Raw genomic sequence first — 16,505 nt, 5'->3', positions numbered from 1 at the left:
TCTGGTCATGCGGTGGCCTCACCGTTGCCCCACGGTTCCTCTACGCTTGAGGCGATGAAAGCCGCTCCGCCCCCCTCCCATCCGGGTCCCGCCGCGCCTTCGTCGGTCAGCGGCAGGGGCGCCCCCGCGGGTGGGGCGCCCCTGCTCAATATCGCCAACGCCCTGACCGTCCTGCGCATCGTCCTCGTGCCGGTCTTCGTGTGGCTCATGCTCCTCCCGGGCGACGCCGCGCGCCTGGCCGCCGCCCTCGTCTTCATGGTGGCCGCGGCGACCGACCGGCTCGACGGGCAGCTCGCGCGCTCGCGCAACCTCATCACCAACTTCGGCAAGATCGCCGACCCCATCGCGGACAAGGCCCTCACCCTGTCGGCCTTCATCCTGCTCAGCGTCGCCGGTCGCCTGTGGTGGTGGGTGACGGTCCTCATCATCGCGCGCGAGCTCGGCATCACCGTCATGCGCTTCGCCATGCTCCGGCGTGCCGTCATGGCGGCATCGCGGGGCGGCAAGATCAAGACGGTCCTGCAGATCCTCGCGCTGGTCGGCCTCCTCCTGCCCTGGCATGCCGTGCTCCCCGCGGTGCTGGCCACTGCCCTGCTGAGGGTCTCCTACGCGTTGGTCGCCGCGGCCCTCGTCGTCACCGTGGCCACGGGCGTCGACTACGTCTTCCAGGCGATCCGCATCTCGCGTGAGAAGTCCGCCGCCGGCGCGGCGGGCGTCGCCCAGCATGGGTGAGGCGCCGGCCTGGCCCGAGGGCCGCCAGGCGGCGGATGAACTGCTGCGCGCCCTGGGCGAGCGCGGGCTCACCCTCGCCGTCGCCGAGTCGCTGACCGCTGGCATGGTCTCCTCCGCGCTGGGCGGGGTGCCCGGGGCCTCCACGGTCCTCGTAGGCGCCGTCGTCTCCTACGCCACGAGGATCAAGGTCGAGCTCTTGGGGGTCGACGCCGCCCGCCTGGCCCGCGCAGGGCCGGTCGACGCCGTCGTCGCCCAGCAGATGGCGCGGGGCGCCGCCCGGCTCCTCGGGGCGGACGTGGGACTGGCCACCACCGGTGTGGCCGGACCTGGCCCCGCTGACGGGCACCCGGCCGGGACGGTCCATATCGCCGCCTTCGGCCCATGGGGGGCCGTGGGCCGAAGGCTGGGCCTGACCGGTGGGCGCGACGAGATTCGTGCCGCGACCGCCCTGGCGGTCCTGAGCCTCGCCGCTCGCGCCGCGCGGGAGGCTCCCTGAGGAGCCGCGCCCGTGCGGATCGGGGCGCGTGCCGTGCTCGCGCCCATGTCATGGCTCGCTCATGATTCCCACCAAGCGTCCTCTCAGACACCGGCGACATGCTTCATGCCATCGGCCAGGGCGCGGTGATGAACCAGCGACCGAGGCCGGGAATGAACCCTAGTAGTGAATGGTTGTGCCTCGTGATGAATGAGATGACTCGCCCCCGTCCAGCCCGCTCGTCCCGCCTGGCTCCCAGGATGGCGATGCGCCCGGCGCTCTCCACGGGGTACGGTTCTGCCGTGGACACCACCAAGCACGAGAACGTCCTCCTGCGCCGTGAGATCGGCGAGGTCCTCCGCTCCGTCCGCCAGCACCAGGGGCGCACCCTGCGCGAGGTCTCCTCGCAGGCGCGCGTGTCACTGGGTTACCTCTCCGAGGTCGAGCGCGGTCAGAAGGAGGCCTCCTCGGAGCTGCTCGCCTCCATCTGCCAGGCCCTCGACGCCCCCCTGTCCACAGTGCTGCGCGAGGTCTCCGAGCGCGTCGCCATGGCAGAGGGCGTCGTCATCCCCGACACCGTCCCGGACGAGCTCATCCGCCAGCAGGGCGCCATCGCACGCTGACGCCGGCGGGCCTGCCTGATCCCCGTCCCCGGGCGGTCGCGAGGCCGTCCGGGGATCTTCCCTCCCGTCGCCCGACCCCCTCCCGGCCATCCGTTCCCCTGACCAAGAGCCCTCATGAAGCACTCGGAGTTCTGGCGCGCCCTCGACGAGGTCTTCGGCTCCGCCTACGGGCGATCTCTGGCCCAGGACCTCGTCCTGCCGCCCTGGTCGACGACGGCCGTCCAGGCTCTCGACGCCGGCGAGCCGCCCCGCGAGGTCTGGGACTCGCTCTGCCAGGAGACCGAGCGCAGCGAGGCCGAGCGTTGGGTGTACCGGGACGATCCGCGCGCCCGCCGAGGGTAGGGCGCGGTTGCCACCGCGCGGCGGCCGGAGGGCCCTGCCGCTCGGGCGGCCGGACGGGACCCGCCGGGAGCGGCGCCGTCGGCCTCGTCCCGTGACACGCCGGGGAAGGCCCGCTCGCGAGTTCGAACACGTGTTCGGTTAGAGTTCACCACGGACGCGCCACGAGCCCTCGCAGGCCCCGTTCTGTGGAGGCTCGCGGATACATGTCAGTGGTCCGGCATACCGTCGTCCACGAGCCCCGGAGAGGGGATCTCGTCCACGAGGACCAGCCCTGAACACCGCGGCCCACCGCCGCCCGAGCCGGAGAAGAGATCATGCCCGCAGCAACCCAGAACCAGGATCGATCCAAGGCCCTGGCCACCGCCCTCGCCCAGATCGACAAGTCCTTCGGCAAGGGCTCCGTCATGCGCCTGGGTGACGACTCCCGCCCGCCCGTGGCCGTCATCCCCACCGGCTCCACCGCGCTCGATGTCGCCCTCGGGATCGGTGGCCTGCCCCGTGGTCGCATCATCGAGATCTACGGCCCCGAGTCGTCCGGTAAGACCACCGTCGCCCTCCACGCCGTCGCCAGCGCCCAGAGGGCCGGCGGGAACGCAGCCTTCATCGATGCCGAGCACGCCCTGGACCCGGTCTACGCCAAGGCCCTCGGGGTGGACACGGACAACCTTCTCGTGTCCCAGCCGGATACCGGCGAGCAGGCCCTCGAGATCGCGGACATGCTCATCCGCTCCGGCGGTCTGGACATCATCGTCATCGACTCCGTGGCCGCACTGGTGCCCAAGGCGGAGATCGAGGGGGAGATGGGGGACTCGCATGTCGGCCTCCAGGCCCGCCTCATGAGCCAGGCGCTGCGCAAGATCACTGGCGCCCTGTCCGCCACGGGCACCACGGCCATCTTCATCAACCAGCTGCGCGAGAAGATCGGCGTCTTCTTCGGCAGCCCCGAGACCACCACGGGTGGCAAGGCCCTCAAGTTCTACGCGTCCGTGCGCATCGATGTGCGCCGTATCCAGACCCTCAAGGACGGGGACCAGCCGGTGGGCAACCGCACCCGCGCCAAGGTGGTGAAGAACAAGATGGCCCCGCCCTTCAAGCAGGCCGAGTTCGACATCCTCTACGGCCGCGGCATCTCCCGCGAGGGCGGGCTGCTGGACCTGGGCGTGGAGAACGGCATCGTGCGCAAGTCCGGCGCCTGGTTCACCTACGGCACGGACCAGCTGGGTCAGGGCAAGGAGAATGCCCGCGCCTTCCTCGCGGACAACCCCGCCCTGGCCGATGAGATCGAGCAGAAGATCCTCGCCGCCCTGGGGATCGGGGAGGCCGGGCGCAAGGCCCAGGAGGAGGCCGCGGCCGCGGCGGCAGCGGCGGAGGCCGATGCGGCGGCAGCGGCGGCAGAGGCCGCCCTCGAGGCCGCCGCGGAGACGAAGGCCCCCGTCAAGGCCGCGGGGCGCGGCTCGGGCAGGGGCTCGGGGAAGGGCGGCGCCAAGAGCGGTGCCAGGAAGTCCTCCGCCCTTGATATCGACGCCGCCTTCGGTGAGGACGCTGGTGGCTTCTGATGCCCTGGCTCACCCCTGACGGGCATCAGGAGGAGGTCGAGGCGGCGCGGGAGATCGTCTTGCGCCGCCTCGACCGCGCCCCGGCCCCCCGCGCGGCCCTCGCCGAGCTGCTGGAGCGCAAGGAGATCGATCACCGCGTGGCGCAGGAGGTCCTCGACCGCCTTGAGGACGCCGGCCTCATCGATGACGGCGCTTACGCCGCGACTCTTGCGCGCACCCGCTTCGCTGAGAAGGGCGCGGCCCGCCGGGCCATCGCCGATGAGCTCCGGCGCAAGGGCCTGGGGGAGCGGGCGATCAGCGGGGCCCTGGCCCAGATCAGCGGCGACGACGAGGCCGGCGCTGCGCTCGCCCTGGCCCGCAAGAGGCTGCGCGCCACGCGCGGGCTCGATCCGGTGGTCCGTAAGCGGCGCGCCTTGGGGGCGCTGGGCCGCAAGGGCCACTCCCAGGCCGTGGCCCTGGACGCCTTCGCGCGAGCCCTGGCCGAGGAGGACGGGGAGGACCAGGGGTCCGACGGCGACTGAGCCGGTCGGCCGCCCATGCGCTCTCGCGCCAGGACCACCGTGCGCTCACAGGGCGGCGGCCCGCGCGGCCGCCCCGCCGTGCGAGCGCCGCAGGAGGCCGGGGCCGCCCGGCGCGTCGGGCCCGAGTGGGGCGCCGGCTCAGCCCTTCTCCTTCTTCGAGGTCTTGAACAGGAGGTTCACCTGCTCGTTGTACTCGGTGAGGGTGGAGGCCGGCACGCGGTTGACGTAGACGTCCGCGACTCCCGGCTTGATGATCGCGTTCACGTCGGCGCCGAAGTAGGTCAGCGGGAAGTAGAACGTGCCGCCGCCGTCGTCCTCCAGGTAGCTGGTGAAGGGCTTGGTGGACAGCCCGGTCCTCTCGAAGACCTCCACCGCCTTCTCCGTGGAGGACGTGATCGCCGGGAAGACGATCCCATAGGAGGCCACGATGTCCTGCGCCTCCCGGGTTCCCAGGAAGGCCACCCATTTCGAGGCGCCCTCGATGTTCCTCGACTTCTTGACGATCGAGTCGCCCAGGCCGTTCATGAGGGAGACGGACTTGCCGTTGGGCCCCACCGGGTGGGCGGCGATGCCGACGTCGATCTCCATCTTGGCGTAGGTGTTGAACATCCAGGCGCCGGCGACGCACAGCGCGATCGAGCCGCTGGCGAGCTGCACATCGGTGCCGTTGCCCTTGGCGAACGTGCCGGCAGGGGCCATGTAGCCCTTGTCGATGAGCCCGAAATACCAGTCGAGGGTGTCCTGGAACTGCTTCTCGTCATAGCGGTAGCGGGTGCCCCAGGTCTTCTTGTCGGTGTAGCGCCAGTCCCCGACGCTGCCGGTGAAGGGGCTCCACTGGGTCTGGCCGTCCGAGGAGCCCTCATCGGCGATGCCGGTGCCGTAGACGGCCACGCTCGTGGGGTCGAAGCCCGGCTCGTCGCCGCGCACGCCGTTCTTGTCGATGGTCAGGCGGGCGAGGACCCTCTCGAAGCTGCCGCCGTCGGCGAGGTTCCAGGACCATCCCTCCAGGTCCTTCTCGCTCAGGCCGGCATCGGCGAGCATGGTCTTGTTGTAGAAGACCGCCTCGGTGTCCCAGTCCTTGGGGCAGCCGTACTGGTGGCCGTCGTCGCCCTTCCACAGGTCGATGAGGCCGTCCTGGAAGGCCTCGGTGTCCACGTCGGACCACGCCGCCTGCTCATCGAGGGGGAGGAGGATGCCTAGATCCACGAACTGGGCGAACTTGGCGATGTGGTCGGTGAAGACGTCCGGGGCGGTGTCGGCGATGAAGCCCGCGGTGAGCTTCGTCCAGTAATCATCCCAACCGATCTGGGTGATGTTGACAGTGATGCCGGTCTTGGCCTTGAAGGCATCGGCGCAGGCCTGGTAGGCGGGCAGCTGCGCTGAGTCCCACAGCCAGTACTCCACGGTGCTGGGGTCCGATCCCCTCGATCCGGCGCAGACGGCCAGGGTCATGGCGGCGGCCCCGGAGGCCAGACCGCACAGGAGGGAGCGCCGCGAGAGCGCCGAGCGCAGGATAGGGAGGGAAGAGGTCGTCATCTGGTGCCTCACTTGATGCCTGTAAAGCCGATGGAGTTGACGATGCGCCGGGCGAAGACCATGAAGAGCAGGAGCATCGGGAGGGCCGCCACGAGCGTGGCCGCCATGAGGCCGGACCAGTCCGGGCCGGTCTGGGGCGCCTGGGACTTGAAGACCGCCAGCGCCACGGTGAGCACGCGGGAGGAGCCCGAGTAGGACACCAGCAGCGGCCAGAAGTAGTCGTTCCAGGCCGCGATGTAGGTCAGGATCCCCAGCGTGGTGACGGGCGCCTTCGACATGGGCAGGATGAGGGTGAAGAAGACCCGCGCCTTCGATGCTCCGTCGAGGAGGGCCGCCTCCTCCAGCTCCCGGGGGATGTTCATGAAGAACTGGCGCAGGAAGAACACCGCGAAGGGCGTCATGAGCATCGTCGGCAGCGCCACTCCCAGGAGGGTGTCGATGAGGTGCAGCTGCTTCATGAGCACGAAGTTCGGCAGGAGGGTGAAGATCGAGGGCACCATGAGCGCTGACAGGAAGATGGCGAAGACCGCGTCGCGGCCCTTCCAGCGCAGGCGCGAGAAGGAGTAGGCGGCCATGGCGGAGAAGAGCACCTGGCCCACCGTGACCAGCGTGGCCACGATGATCGAGTTGCGCAGGTAGAGCCAGAAGCTGATCTCCGCGCCGGAGCCGCCGTCGGCGATCGCCGCCTCGGTGGACTGCGCACCGAAGACCCTGGCGAAGGCCCGGAGGTTGAGGTCCACGGGCAGGGGGTTGGTGGGATCGGCGTAGATGCCAGCGTTGGAGGACAGCGCGGTGCGCAGCACCCAGTAGAAGGGCAGGAGCGTGAAGGCCATGATGAGGGCCATGGCGGCCCAGGCGGCGACGCGACCGGCCGAGACGCGCTTCTTCGGGGCGCTCGCCGCCCCGGCCCTCCCTGGGGCGGCTGAGGGAGTGGTGGCAGTGGTGGTCATGGTCGGGTCCCTCTCAGCTCAGGTCGGTCTCGCCCGCACGGGTCATGCGGTACTGCAGGGCGGTGATCGCCGCCAGGATGAGGAGCAGGCCGACGGCCATCGCGGAGGCGTAGCCGAACTGGAAGCGGCTGAAGGCCATGTCGTACAGGTAGAACTGCAGCACGCGGCTGGCGTTGACCGGGCCACCGCTCGTGGTCACGGAGACCGTGTCGAAGACTTGGAAGGAGCCGATCATCGTCATGATCAGGACGAGGGCGAGGATCGGGCGCAGCAGCGGCATGGTGATGCGCCAGAACATCGTCCACTCGCTGGCGCCATCCATCTTGCCCGCCTCGTAGACGTCCCCGGGGATCGCCTGGAGCCCGGCGAAGATGAGCAGCGCCGTGTAGCCGACGTGCCGCCAGACGTTGATGATGGCGATCGTGGGGATCGCCAGCGAGGAGGAGAAGAAGTCCACGCGGTCGCCGAGAACCGCCTCGATGACCTGGTTGGAGATGCCCAGCGTGTTGTCCAGCAGCCACAGCCACAGCATGGCGGCAACGACGTTCGACACGAGGTAGGGGGTCAGCACGATGGAGCGCACGAGCGTCGACTGGGTCAACCGCTGCATGAGGACGGCGATGACGAGGGCCAGCACCGTCTGCAGGCCGATGTTGATGACCACGTACTCCAGGGTCACCCGCACCGCGTTCCAGAAGATCTTGTCCTGGACCATGCGGGAGTAGTTGGCCAGCCCGTTGAAGGAGGCCGGGGTCAGCAGGTTGTACTCGGTGAAGGACAGCCAGACGCCCCGCAGCAGTGGCCAGATGTAGAAGGCGAGGAGCCCGATGCCCGCGGGGGCGATGAAGGCCCAGCCCAGGCGGGTGTCGCTGCGCGGCCTTCCGCGCAGTCGTGGGGCCGATGAGGCGATGGTGGTCATGGTTCCTTCCAGATCATCGTTGAAACGGATAGGGGAGAGGGGCGAGTCGGATGGGGGGCCGTGGACGACGACGGCGAGCGGGCCCTGTGCTCCGGCGCGGGCCGCTCGTGGGCCGGCGGGGGTCAGTCGACGGCGGTCGCGCGCACCAGGATGAGGTGGTCAGGGTGGAGGATCGGCAGGGCCAGGCCGGTCGTGGACAGGTACGAGCCCGGCAGGGTGACCGGCTCGTCCATCCACTCCGGGCGCAGGGCCAGCCCGGGGTACGACGGCGCCGCGAGCTCGATCCGGTAGCGGCGCCCCGGGTCCAGGCCGGGCAGCGGCCGGGGGGCCGTCGGCCAGGCGATGGTCTGCCCCAGGCAGGCGATCTCGTAGACCGCCTCGGAGCCGTCGGCGGCGACCACGCCCTCGATCCGCAGGGCGTCGTCGTCGGCCAGGTCCGCGTGGACCGTCAGGCCCGAGTGCAGCAGGGGGCGCAGCTCCTTGTGGAGGGCGATGATCGAGGCCAGGCGCTCGAACGCGGCCTCATCCGCGCGGGTCAGATCCCACTCCACGCCCATGTGCCCCCATAGGGCCGTGCCCGCGCGGAAGTCGAGGTCGAGATCGCGCAGCGTCGTGTGCGCGCGGCCGTCGCCCACATGCGTGCCGACGAGCTCGGGGGGCAGGAGCAGCATGGTGCCGCGCTGGATGTCCTGGCGGTCATGGGCGTCGATGGAGTCCGAGGCCCACACGCGCTGGGCACGCTCCATGATGCCCATGTCGATGCGGCCGCCGCCGCCGGCGCAGGACTCGATCTCCAGGTCCTCGAAGCGCTCGTGCAGGGCGTCGAGGAGGCGGTAGAGGGCGAGGGTCTGGTCATGGACGGCCGCCCCGCCGCGCCGGCCGGCCGTGGGGCAGGGCGCCTCGTGGCCGGCGGCCACGAGCGGGGAATTGTGGTCCCACTTGATGTAGGCGATGGAGTAGCGCTCCACGAGGGCGCTGATCGACTCGTACAGGTAGTCCCAGGCGCCGGGGGCGCACAGGTCCAGGACGCGCTGGTTGCGGTGCTCGGGCGCGCCTCTCGCCCCATCGGACAGGATCCAGTCCGGGTGGGCGCGGGCGAGCTCGGAGTCGACGTTGATCATCTCCGGCTCGAACCACAGCCCGAACTCCATGCCGAGCTCGTGGACGCGATCCACGAGGGGGCCCAGGCCCTCGGGCCAGGCGTCGGCCGAGACCCGCCAGTCGCCCAGGCCGGAGGTGTCGTCGCGGCGGGAGCCGAACCAGCCGTCGTCGAGGACGAAGCGCTCGATGCCCACGTCCGCGGCGAGCTCGGCCAGGCGCGTGAGCTTGTCGAGGCGGTGATCGAAGTAGACGGCCTCCCAGGTGTTGAGCAGCACGGGCCGGGGGCGCTCGGGGTGGGAGGGCAGGGAGCGCAGGAAGGCGTGGGAGCGGTGCGCCAGCGCGTCCAGCCCCTCGCCCCAGGAGAAGACCGCCCACGGGGAGGTGTAGGACTCCCCCGGGGCCAGGAGGACCTCACCGGGGGCGAGCAGCTCGCCGGCGCCGATGAGCGCCCTGCCCTGGGAGGGGCTCATGATGAGGGAGCGCGTCGATCCCGACCAGGCCAGGTGGACGCCGTGGACCGTGCCCGCGCGCCAGCCGAAGCCGGCGCGGCCGGCGGCGAGCCAGGTGGTGGCGTCGTGCCCGGGTCGGCCCTCCCAGGACTCGCGCAGGTGCGTGCCCGCGGTGAGACGGTGGCGCTGGAGCCGGCGCTCATTGACGTGGTGCCCGGACATGTCCAGGATCTCATCGGCGCCCTGGGGGAGGGGCAGCACGGGAGTGATCTCGTCGACCACGAGGCCGTTGGCCAGCTCGAGGCGCCCGCCCGGCTCGTTGGTGACCGTGGCGCGCACGCGCACGAGCCCGGACCCCTCCAGGCGGATCTCGCTGACGACGCTCACCCCGTGCGACTCATCGACGGCCGTCGAGACCACCATGGGGGCGGTGGGGGCGGGAGACCCCTCCCCGGCGGCCGGTGAGTCCTCGGCCCACCACTCGTGCTCGACCCACGTGGGGTGGAAGGAGAAGGCGGTTCCGTCCACCCGGTGCAGGCCGATGGCCGGGCGGGCCGACCATCCCAGGCTGGCGTGGGGGAGGACCGGCAGGTCGTTGCAGATCCAGGCGGAGTTCGAGCCGAGCGTGGTGGCCGACGCGCGGCCGGCGTCCTGGAGGGCGCTGCCGTCGAGTGGGCCGAGGTCGGCTCCCCAGTGGCGCACCACGGGGAAGCGGTCGGAGGGGGTGTCGAGAACAAGGGAGGTGCCGCCGGAGCGGAGGTGGAGGGTCATCGTCGTCCTTCCGGGATGGGGAACCAACACCGATTCCTTGTGGCATGAAAATATATGGTGGTCCCCGGAGGCGCAAGGGTTCGACGGGACTCATGACAGGCGCCCGCGAGAGAGGGCCGGGGCTCGGCCTGGTTCTCCGGGCGCCTTGGCGTGAGGCGCCGCGGGGTCTGCTCTAGAGTGGCGCAACGAGCGGCGTCATGTGGCGCCGTTCGCAGGCGCGAGCCGCACGGCTCGTCGCGCAGCTGACGTGGTGGGAGCCAGTGATGGAAGGTGCGGTGCGCGGCCTGGGCACCAGGGCGCTGCTGTCGCTGATCTGCGCCGGTCCCATGAGCCGCGGCGAGCTCGGCAGGCGCCTGGGCCTGTCCGCGGCGACGACGACGCGCGCGGTGCGTCCCCTCATCGAGGCCCGGCTCATCGAGGAGGGGCCCCCGGCGCAGGCCGGCGGGCCGGGCCGCCCCACCCGCCTGCTCGCCGTCGTCCCCACCAGCGCCACCGTCGTCGGCATCAAGCTCACCGACCACCGCCTCTACGCCGTCCTGACCGACCCGCTGGGCCAGGTGCTCGCCAGCGCGTCCCAGCCCCTGACGGTCAGCGACGCGACATCCGTGACCGCCCTCATCGCCTCGGTGGTCGCGCGGCTGGCCCAGCGCAGCGGCCGACAGCCCGACGCGATCGGGATCTCCCTGGGGGCCGCCGTCGTCGAGCGGCGCACCGTGGTGGTGGCCAGCTTCCTAGGATGGCGCGACGTGCCCCTGGCCGACATGGTCGGTGAGGCCACCTCACTTCCCTGCGTCGTGGCCAACGACGTGCGCGCCTTCGCCTACGCCGAGTCCTGGTACGGGACCGGACGCGGGCAGGACCCCTTCGCCCTGGTCACCTTCGGGGCGGGCATCGGCTGCGGGATCGCGGTGGGCGGCGAGATCGTCTCCGGGGCCAGGGGCGCGGCCGGCAGCGTCGGGCACCTCCCGGTAGCGCCCTCGGGCCCGAGCTGCGAGATCGGGCACGCGGGCTGCGCCCGCGCCCTGGCCTCAACCGCCGGAATCCTCCGGGCCGCCGCCGAGCACCTGGGCTGCGGGGCGGAGGAGCTGAGCGTCGAGCAGCTGCTGAGCCCGCCGCTGCGTGAGGACCCGGGAATTGACGAGGTCCTGCGCCGCGCCGCGCTGGCGGCGGGACGGGTCGTGGGGTCTCTCATCGCCTTCATCGACCCCGAGCTCGTCGTTGTCTCCGGGGAGGGGGTCGGGGTGCTGGAGGCCTATCGCGAGACCTTCGAGGAGGAGGTCGTCAGCCTGCGGCACTGGAGCGCGGCGCCGGTGCCGGTGGTGCTGCGTCCCTTCGAGTTCGCCGAGTGGGGCAGGGGCGCTGCCGCCCTGGCGCTGGAGCGCTGGGCGCTGGTGGCGGGCGACCGGTAGGGCACCACCGGGCGTCGGCCCGGGGTGTGGCAGGAACCATGTCCGGTACTCAGATCCCTGCTTTGGAACCACGTAAGGACGCCCTTAGATTGTGGGTATGAGTCGCCGTACCATCATCGCCCTGTCGACCGCCGCTCTCCTTGGCACCACAGCAGCCCTCGCGCTGGCCGCCCGGCCCGAGCGCCGCGACGTCCCCGACGTCACCACCGCCGACGGCGCCCGCCGCCCACCCCGGGTCATCATCGCCGGTGGTGGCTACGTCGGCTTCTGCGTCGCCCGCTCCCTGCGCGCCCAGCTCAACCTCGACCAGGTCGAGATCGCCGTCATCGACTCGCGCGCCTACATGACCTACCAGCCCTTCCTGCCGGAGGTCGCCGCAGGGTCCATCCAGCCGCGCCACGTCATCGCCTCCCACCGGCGCAACCTCGACGGTGTGACGATCATCACCGGTGCGATCACCGCCATCGACCACGCCGCCAGGACCGTCACCGTGCGCCCGCCGACCCCCCAGTCCACCCGGGAGCAGCTCGAGCCCTACACCCTGACCTACGACCACCTCGTGCTCGCCCTGGGCGCCGAGGCCCGCACCCTGCCCATCCCCGGCCTGGCCGAGCAGGCCATGGGCTTCAAGCAGGTCGAGGAGGCCACCGCGCTGCGCAACCGCGTCCTGACCCGAATCGAGGACGCCGCCTCCACCTGGGACGCCGAGCGCCGTCGCCGCCTGCTCACCTTCGTCTTCGTCGGAGGAGGCTTCGCCGGCGTCGAGGCCATCGCCGAGCTCGAGGACATGGCCCGCGCCACGGTGCGCACCATCCCCTCTATCGACCAGGACGACGTGCGCTTCGTCCTCGTCGAGGGCTCGCGCCGCATCCTGCCCGAGCTGACCGAGGAGCTCTCCGGCTACGGCCTGCAGCAGCTGCTCGAGCGCGGCATTGACGTGCGCCTGTCCACCTTCCTCAGCTCCTGCGTCGACGGCCACGTCGTGCTGTCAGACGGCACCGAGTTCGACGCCGACACCATCGTGTGGACCGCCGGCGTCAAGGCTGCCCCCGTCCTGCAGACCGCCTCCGACCTGCCCATCGAGCCTCGTGGCCGCGTCACCGCCCTGCCGACCCTCCAGGTCGCCCGCGACGGCGCGCCCGTCGAGGGCGCCTGGGCCGCCGGCGACTGCGCCGCTATCCCGGACCTGACCAGCCAGGACCCGGAGGCGACCTGCGCCCCCACCGCCCAGCACGCGGTGCGCCAGGCCACGGTGCTCGCGGACAACCTCGTCGCGGTCCTGACCGCGGGCGCGCAAGGCGGCGCCGAGCTCGCCCAGTACGCCCACGCCAACCTGGGCACCGTCGCCTCCCTGGGCATCGGCAAGGGCGTGGCCCGCATCATGGGCCGGGACCTGCGCGGCTTCGCCGCCTGGACCGCCCACCGCGGTTACCACGTCTACGCGATGCCGACCCTCAACCGCAAGGTCCGCATCATGATGGACTGGCTCGCCGCCGTCGTCTTCAGGCGCGACCTCGCCTCATTCGGCTCGATCGCCGAGCCCGGCGCGGCCTTCGCCACCGCCGCCCGGCACGACGCCGTCCTCGCCGAGCGGCGCAAGGCCGCCGAGAGCGGGTCCTGACCGGCCGCCAAGGAGGCGCTGGCACCGGTCAGGCCGGTGAGGTCGGCCCATGCCGGCTCCTCCAGGCTCGTGGCCCCCACGCTCGCCAGGACCGCGGCCGGGTCCTCTCCCGTGGTTCCCAGGTGGCGGTGCGAGAAGCGGTCGTGGCCGGTGGCGGCGCGCACTGCGGTGGCCCCTCTCTCGTAGTGCTGTCTGTCACGCCCTAGGGGGGGAGGGCGGGCGGTCCGCGGCAGAACGGGGAGCCAGGAGCGGTGAGCCTGACAGCGGTGGTGGCGCTCGGCGCGCGGGGCGACGTCGGCGCCGCCCCTAGACTGCTGGTGATGACCACCGCCGATACTGACGCCACGCCCGTGCTCGACGCCCGCTCGAGCGCCCACTCCGCCCTGCCGCGCACCTACCACGTGCGCACCCTCGGCTGCCAGATGAACGTCCACGACTCCGAGCGCATGGCCGGGCTCCTCGAGGCCGCGGGCTACGTGAGCGCTGACGACGTCCCCGCCGCCGCGGCCCGCGCCACCGATGCCGGTGACGGCGGCGCGGACGTCGTCATCGTCAACACCTGCTCCGTGCGGGAGAACGCCGCCACGCGCCTGTTCGGCAATCTCGGCCAGCTGGCCGCCGTCAAGCGCGAGCGCCCGGGGATGCAGATCGCCGTCGCCGGGTGCCTCGCCCAGCAGATGGGACAGGGGATCGTGGACAGGGCGCCGTGGGTCGACGTCGTCTTCGGCACCCACAACCTCGACGTCCTGCCCGCCCTCCTGGCGCGCGCCCGCCACAACGCGGAGGCGGCCGTCGAGATCGAGGAGTCCCTCAAGGTCTTCCCCTCCACGCTGCCCACCCGACGCGATTCCGCCTACGCCGCCTGGGTCTCCATCGCCGTGGGCTGCAACAACACGTGCACCTTCTGCATCGTGCCCTCCCTGCGCGGCAAGCAGCGCGACCGCCGCCCCGGGGAGGTCCTGGCCGAGATTGAGGCGGTCGCGAACCAGGGCGCCATCGAGGTCACGCTGCTGGGCCAGAACGTCAACTCCTACGGGGTCGGCTTCGGGGACCGCGGCGCTTTCGCCAAGCTGCTGCGGGCCGCCGGGGGAGTTGAGGGCATCGAGCGGGTCCGCTTCACCAGTCCCCACCCCGCGGCCTTCACCGACGACGTCATCGAGGCCATGGCCTCCACCCCCGCCGTCATGCCCAGCCTCCACATGCCGCTGCAGTCCGGCTCCGACCGCGTCCTTCGCGCCATGCGCCGCTCCTACCGCTCCGAGCGGTTCCTGGGGATCCTTCAGCGTGTGCGCGCGGCCATGCCCGAGGCGGCCATCACCACCGACATCATCGTCGGCTTCCCCGGCGAGACGGAGGAGGACTTCCAGGCCACCCTCGACATCGTCGAGGAGGCCCGCTTCGCCTCCGCCTTCACCTTCGAGTACTCCCCGCGCCCCGGCACGCCTGCGGCGGACCTGGAGCCCGTGCCCGTCGAGGTGGTCAAGGACCGCTACCGCCGCCTGGACGAGCTCGTGCGGCGCATCACCCATGAGGAGAACGTGGCCCAGGAGGGACGGGTGATCGAGATCCTCGTGGCCGAGGGCGAGGGGCGGCGCGATGCCGTCACCGCCCGCGTCTCAGGGCGCGCCGCGGACAACCGCCTCGTCCACGCCGCCCTGCCCGCCGGGTTGGCCGCGGACGACTACTCGCGGGGAGCGCCCCGGCCGGGGGACATGGTGACCGTGCGCGTCACCCATGGCGCGCCCCACAACCTCATCGCCGACTCCGCCCTGTGCGGGCGGGCGCTGAGCGGGGCCGAGCGCGCCGCGGGTGAGGCGCGCTCCGCCGGGGATCGCGCCTGGAACGACGACGGGCCCGCCCTGTTCGAGGTGCGCCGCACCCGCGCCGGCGACGCCTGGGAGCGCCGCCAGGACCAGGCTCATGCCGCCCCTGAGCCGGACACCGCCCCGGTGAGCCTGGGGCTGCCCACCCTGCGCGTGGGAGCCCCGGCCGCCCGGTGAGGCCGACGCTGGCGCTGAACCGAGATCGGAACGGATGTCTAGGGCGTGGTCCTCGCCGCTCTCGACTCCTTTGAGGTGTGGCGCTCGCTGCTCACGAATCTCCTCAGGAGCCATCGCTCGGCGATGAGCGTGAGGATCGTCGCGGCGATGATGATCGCCATGGCGATCCTGCTCTGCGAGGCGCGCTCATGGGGGAGTCCTGGGAAAGGCCGGAGTCGCGATAGTGGTCAGGCATCGCGTTGAAGGCCGTGCCGCACGATGCTCTTTCCCTGCTCCTCGGCGAGGAGAATAGAGTGGTGAGTGGGATATTCGATCTGTTGCTGGTCTTCTGAGAGATGACGGGGGCACCTCCCAGGGGGGCGGTGACGACCGTGGCGTGATTGATCGTCCCGTCAGGCGTTCTGTTCGGATCCAAGTCCGTGTAGAGGGGATCGCCTGGCTCGACCTTCCAGATGCTGTCGAGCGCGGAGCATGGGCCCTGGGACGCGTAGGAGCGCTGGTGGGCGGAGTTGTTCCATGTCCGAGAGGTGCCGACGGATCCCCGGTCCTTGCTGGTGAGCGATATTCTCGCTGGTGCGGAAATCTCCATCCTTGTCTTCTTAGGGCAGGGCGGCGCTGTGGGCGCCCGTCACGGATCTGTCGCTCGTGGCCCCGATCGGTCCCCTCCGTAGGCGAAGGTCGTTGAGGTCTCGGCGGCGGCGGTTGTCGTGCCGTCGTCGTTCATGACGATGACGACTACCGTTGCAGCGCTCTGCATGGCCTCGACGGATTGATCTGCGGATGTCAGCTTGTCGCGAATTCGCTGGTTCAAGATCTCCTCCTTCGTCAATTCCGGTCTGGAGGAGGCGGCATCCGAGCTTGCCCATTGTGAGTCGGGATCGGTTTAGTGGTCAGTGATGATCGCCGTGGCGGTGTCGGGGGTGGGTGATGGGGGCGCGGGGACGGATCGTGCGCCGAGGGGGCGTCATTCCGCATGCGGCCGTCAGTGTTAAACTCATTGGGAGGGCTGGGTGTCGAGGTGATCGCACCCCCCTCATGAGGATTGTTCTTCGATCTTGAGTGATGGAACTGTTGGTTGCGCGCGGTCTCGCCATTCGCTCATCGTCGAAGTGTGCCTGTTATTCGACGGCAGCCTCCTTGTTTCGCAGGTCAAGGCTGTTCTGGATTGTCAGGAGACTCCCCGCCGCCTTTCGGTAGCGATCATCGTTCGGTGTCGATTCCCCGGTATGTCGCCGGGCGATTTCGGCGCCCTTGGGAGTGTTGACTAGTGCCTTTTGCACTGACTGGTGCAGGTAGCGCCGAGTGGTGCCGGTAGGACGCACCACTGGGTGTGGATGGCGCTGCTCGGTGTGGGTGGCGGCGTTGGGTGTGGGGCGGGTGGGCATCGCTGGGTGGGTTCAACGCCGTGGGGGTGCTGACTGGTGCCTTTTGCACTGACTGGTGCGGGCAGCACCGAGTGGTGCGGGTAGGACGCACCACTCGGTGCCGATGGCACCACTG

At 71.0% G+C, this 16,505-nt stretch carries 15 protein-coding genes; 9 read left to right on the top strand and 6 right to left on the bottom strand.

Going from position 1 to position 16,505, the window contains the following annotated elements:
• Window positions 1–54 precede the first annotated feature (54 nt).
• The 6 genes from pgsA to ABXS69_RS07655 all read left to right on the top strand — a co-directional run bounded on the left by pgsA (window position 55) and on the right by ABXS69_RS07655 (window position 4,249).
• Complete coding sequence (gene pgsA / locus ABXS69_RS07680) at window positions 55–732, top strand: CDP-diacylglycerol--glycerol-3-phosphate 3-phosphatidyltransferase (protein WP_366180125.1); 678 nt, start codon at window positions 55–57, stop codon at window positions 730–732.
• The gene (locus ABXS69_RS07675; RefSeq protein WP_366180124.1) at window positions 725–1,228 is read left to right on the top strand and encodes a CinA family protein; all 504 of its coding nucleotides are present in this window, start codon (window positions 725–727) and stop codon (window positions 1,226–1,228) included. The genes pgsA and ABXS69_RS07675 overlap by 8 nt, the downstream gene beginning before the upstream one ends.
• Window positions 1,229–1,473: 245 nt before the next feature.
• Window positions 1,474–1,830 carry a helix-turn-helix transcriptional regulator gene (locus ABXS69_RS07670; RefSeq protein ID WP_159523945.1) on the top strand — a complete coding sequence of 119 codons (357 nt, stop codon included), beginning with the start codon at window positions 1,474–1,476 and terminating at the stop codon, window positions 1,828–1,830.
• Window positions 1,831–1,944: 114 nt separating this feature from the next.
• The gene (locus ABXS69_RS07665; RefSeq protein ID WP_366180123.1) at window positions 1,945–2,172 is read left to right on the top strand and encodes a DUF3046 domain-containing protein; all 228 of its coding nucleotides are present in this window, start codon (window positions 1,945–1,947) and stop codon (window positions 2,170–2,172) included.
• A gap of 314 nt (window positions 2,173–2,486) precedes the next feature.
• Window positions 2,487–3,728 (top strand): recombinase RecA, encoded by a 1,242-nt coding sequence (gene recA / locus ABXS69_RS07660; RefSeq protein WP_366180122.1) that lies wholly within the window; start codon window positions 2,487–2,489, stop codon window positions 3,726–3,728.
• Window positions 3,728–4,249, top strand: coding sequence for a regulatory protein RecX (locus ABXS69_RS07655; protein WP_366180121.1), 522 nt, complete (start codon window positions 3,728–3,730; stop codon window positions 4,247–4,249). Before recA ends, ABXS69_RS07655 begins: the two co-directional genes overlap by 1 nt.
• A gap of 138 nt (window positions 4,250–4,387) precedes the next feature.
• On the opposite strand, the gene ABXS69_RS07650 is transcribed toward ABXS69_RS07655, so the two are convergent.
• From ABXS69_RS07650 to ABXS69_RS07635, 4 genes are all read right to left on the bottom strand, one after another.
• Window positions 4,388–5,785 (bottom strand): sugar ABC transporter substrate-binding protein, encoded by a 1,398-nt coding sequence (locus ABXS69_RS07650; RefSeq protein WP_366180120.1) that lies wholly within the window; start codon window positions 5,783–5,785, stop codon window positions 4,388–4,390.
• 8 nt (window positions 5,786–5,793) lie between these two features.
• A complete protein-coding gene (locus ABXS69_RS07645; protein WP_366180119.1) occupies window positions 5,794–6,735 on the bottom strand; it encodes a carbohydrate ABC transporter permease in 942 nt (313 codons plus the stop codon).
• A gap of 13 nt (window positions 6,736–6,748) precedes the next feature.
• Window positions 6,749–7,654 (bottom strand): sugar ABC transporter permease, encoded by a 906-nt coding sequence (locus ABXS69_RS07640; RefSeq protein ID WP_366180118.1) that lies wholly within the window; start codon window positions 7,652–7,654, stop codon window positions 6,749–6,751.
• Between the two features lie 122 nt (window positions 7,655–7,776).
• Window positions 7,777–9,975 carry an alpha-galactosidase gene (locus ABXS69_RS07635; protein ID WP_366180117.1) on the bottom strand — a complete coding sequence of 733 codons (2,199 nt, stop codon included), beginning with the start codon at window positions 9,973–9,975 and terminating at the stop codon, window positions 7,777–7,779.
• Between the two features lie 263 nt (window positions 9,976–10,238).
• Between ABXS69_RS07635 and ABXS69_RS07630 the strand changes: the two genes are divergently transcribed.
• The 3 genes from ABXS69_RS07630 to miaB all read left to right on the top strand — a co-directional run bounded on the left by ABXS69_RS07630 (window position 10,239) and on the right by miaB (window position 15,005).
• Window positions 10,239–11,384 (top strand): ROK family transcriptional regulator, encoded by a 1,146-nt coding sequence (locus ABXS69_RS07630; protein ID WP_366180116.1) that lies wholly within the window; start codon window positions 10,239–10,241, stop codon window positions 11,382–11,384.
• Between the two features lie 97 nt (window positions 11,385–11,481).
• Window positions 11,482–13,005, top strand: a complete 1,524-nt coding sequence (locus tag ABXS69_RS07625; protein ID WP_366180115.1) for an NAD(P)/FAD-dependent oxidoreductase — start codon at window positions 11,482–11,484, stop codon at window positions 13,003–13,005.
• Window positions 13,006–13,325: 320 nt separating this feature from the next.
• Window positions 13,326–15,005, top strand: a complete 1,680-nt coding sequence (gene miaB, locus ABXS69_RS07620; RefSeq protein ID WP_366181567.1) for a tRNA (N6-isopentenyl adenosine(37)-C2)-methylthiotransferase MiaB — start codon at window positions 13,326–13,328, stop codon at window positions 15,003–15,005.
• Window positions 15,006–15,043: 38 nt separating this feature from the next.
• Here the strand turns inward: miaB and ABXS69_RS07615 are convergent, their stop codons facing one another.
• Together ABXS69_RS07615 and ABXS69_RS07610 are read right to left on the bottom strand one after the other, a co-directional pair.
• Window positions 15,044–15,166, bottom strand: a complete 123-nt coding sequence (locus tag ABXS69_RS07615; RefSeq protein WP_366180114.1) for a hypothetical protein — start codon at window positions 15,164–15,166, stop codon at window positions 15,044–15,046.
• 467 nt (window positions 15,167–15,633) lie between these two features.
• Entirely contained in the window at window positions 15,634–15,816 is a 183-nt protein-coding gene (locus ABXS69_RS07610; protein WP_366180113.1) for a hypothetical protein, read from the bottom strand.
• Between the last annotated feature and the right edge of the window lie 689 nt (window positions 15,817–16,505).

Origin of the sequence: Actinomyces timonensis (genome assembly GCF_040702965.1) — a bacterium.
Lineage (GTDB): Bacteria > Actinomycetota > Actinomycetes > Actinomycetales > Actinomycetaceae > Actinomyces > Actinomyces timonensis_A.
This window is presented reverse-complemented; position numbering and strand designations above follow the sequence as displayed.

What these genes read in the sequence shown, in the direction of transcription:
- ABXS69_RS07635 (WP_366180117.1), bottom strand. Translation starts at nt 9,975, where the DNA reads ATGACCCTCCACCTCCGCTCCGGCGGCACCTCCCTTGTTCTCGACACC.
- ABXS69_RS07640 (WP_366180118.1), bottom strand. Translation starts at nt 7,654, where the DNA reads ATGACCACCATCGCCTCATCGGCCCCACGACTGCGCGGAAGGCCGCGC.
- ABXS69_RS07650 (WP_366180120.1), bottom strand. Translation starts at nt 5,785, where the DNA reads ATGACGACCTCTTCCCTCCCTATCCTGCGCTCGGCGCTCTCGCGGCGC.
- miaB (WP_366181567.1), top strand. Translation starts at nt 13,326, where the DNA reads ATGACCACCGCCGATACTGACGCCACGCCCGTGCTCGACGCCCGCTCG.
- pgsA (WP_366180125.1), top strand. Translation starts at nt 55, where the DNA reads ATGAAAGCCGCTCCGCCCCCCTCCCATCCGGGTCCCGCCGCGCCTTCG.
- ABXS69_RS07655 (WP_366180121.1), top strand. Translation starts at nt 3,728, where the DNA reads ATGCCCTGGCTCACCCCTGACGGGCATCAGGAGGAGGTCGAGGCGGCG.
- ABXS69_RS07625 (WP_366180115.1), top strand. Translation starts at nt 11,482, where the DNA reads ATGAGTCGCCGTACCATCATCGCCCTGTCGACCGCCGCTCTCCTTGGC.
- ABXS69_RS07675 (WP_366180124.1), top strand. Translation starts at nt 725, where the DNA reads ATGGGTGAGGCGCCGGCCTGGCCCGAGGGCCGCCAGGCGGCGGATGAA.
- ABXS69_RS07645 (WP_366180119.1), bottom strand. Translation starts at nt 6,735, where the DNA reads ATGACCACCACTGCCACCACTCCCTCAGCCGCCCCAGGGAGGGCCGGG.
- ABXS69_RS07630 (WP_366180116.1), top strand. Translation starts at nt 10,239, where the DNA reads ATGGAAGGTGCGGTGCGCGGCCTGGGCACCAGGGCGCTGCTGTCGCTG.
- ABXS69_RS07615 (WP_366180114.1), bottom strand. Translation starts at nt 15,166, where the DNA reads ATGGCGATCATCATCGCCGCGACGATCCTCACGCTCATCGCCGAGCGA.
- ABXS69_RS07670 (WP_159523945.1), top strand. Translation starts at nt 1,474, where the DNA reads ATGCGCCCGGCGCTCTCCACGGGGTACGGTTCTGCCGTGGACACCACC.
- recA (WP_366180122.1), top strand. Translation starts at nt 2,487, where the DNA reads ATGCCCGCAGCAACCCAGAACCAGGATCGATCCAAGGCCCTGGCCACC.
- ABXS69_RS07665 (WP_366180123.1), top strand. Translation starts at nt 1,945, where the DNA reads ATGAAGCACTCGGAGTTCTGGCGCGCCCTCGACGAGGTCTTCGGCTCC.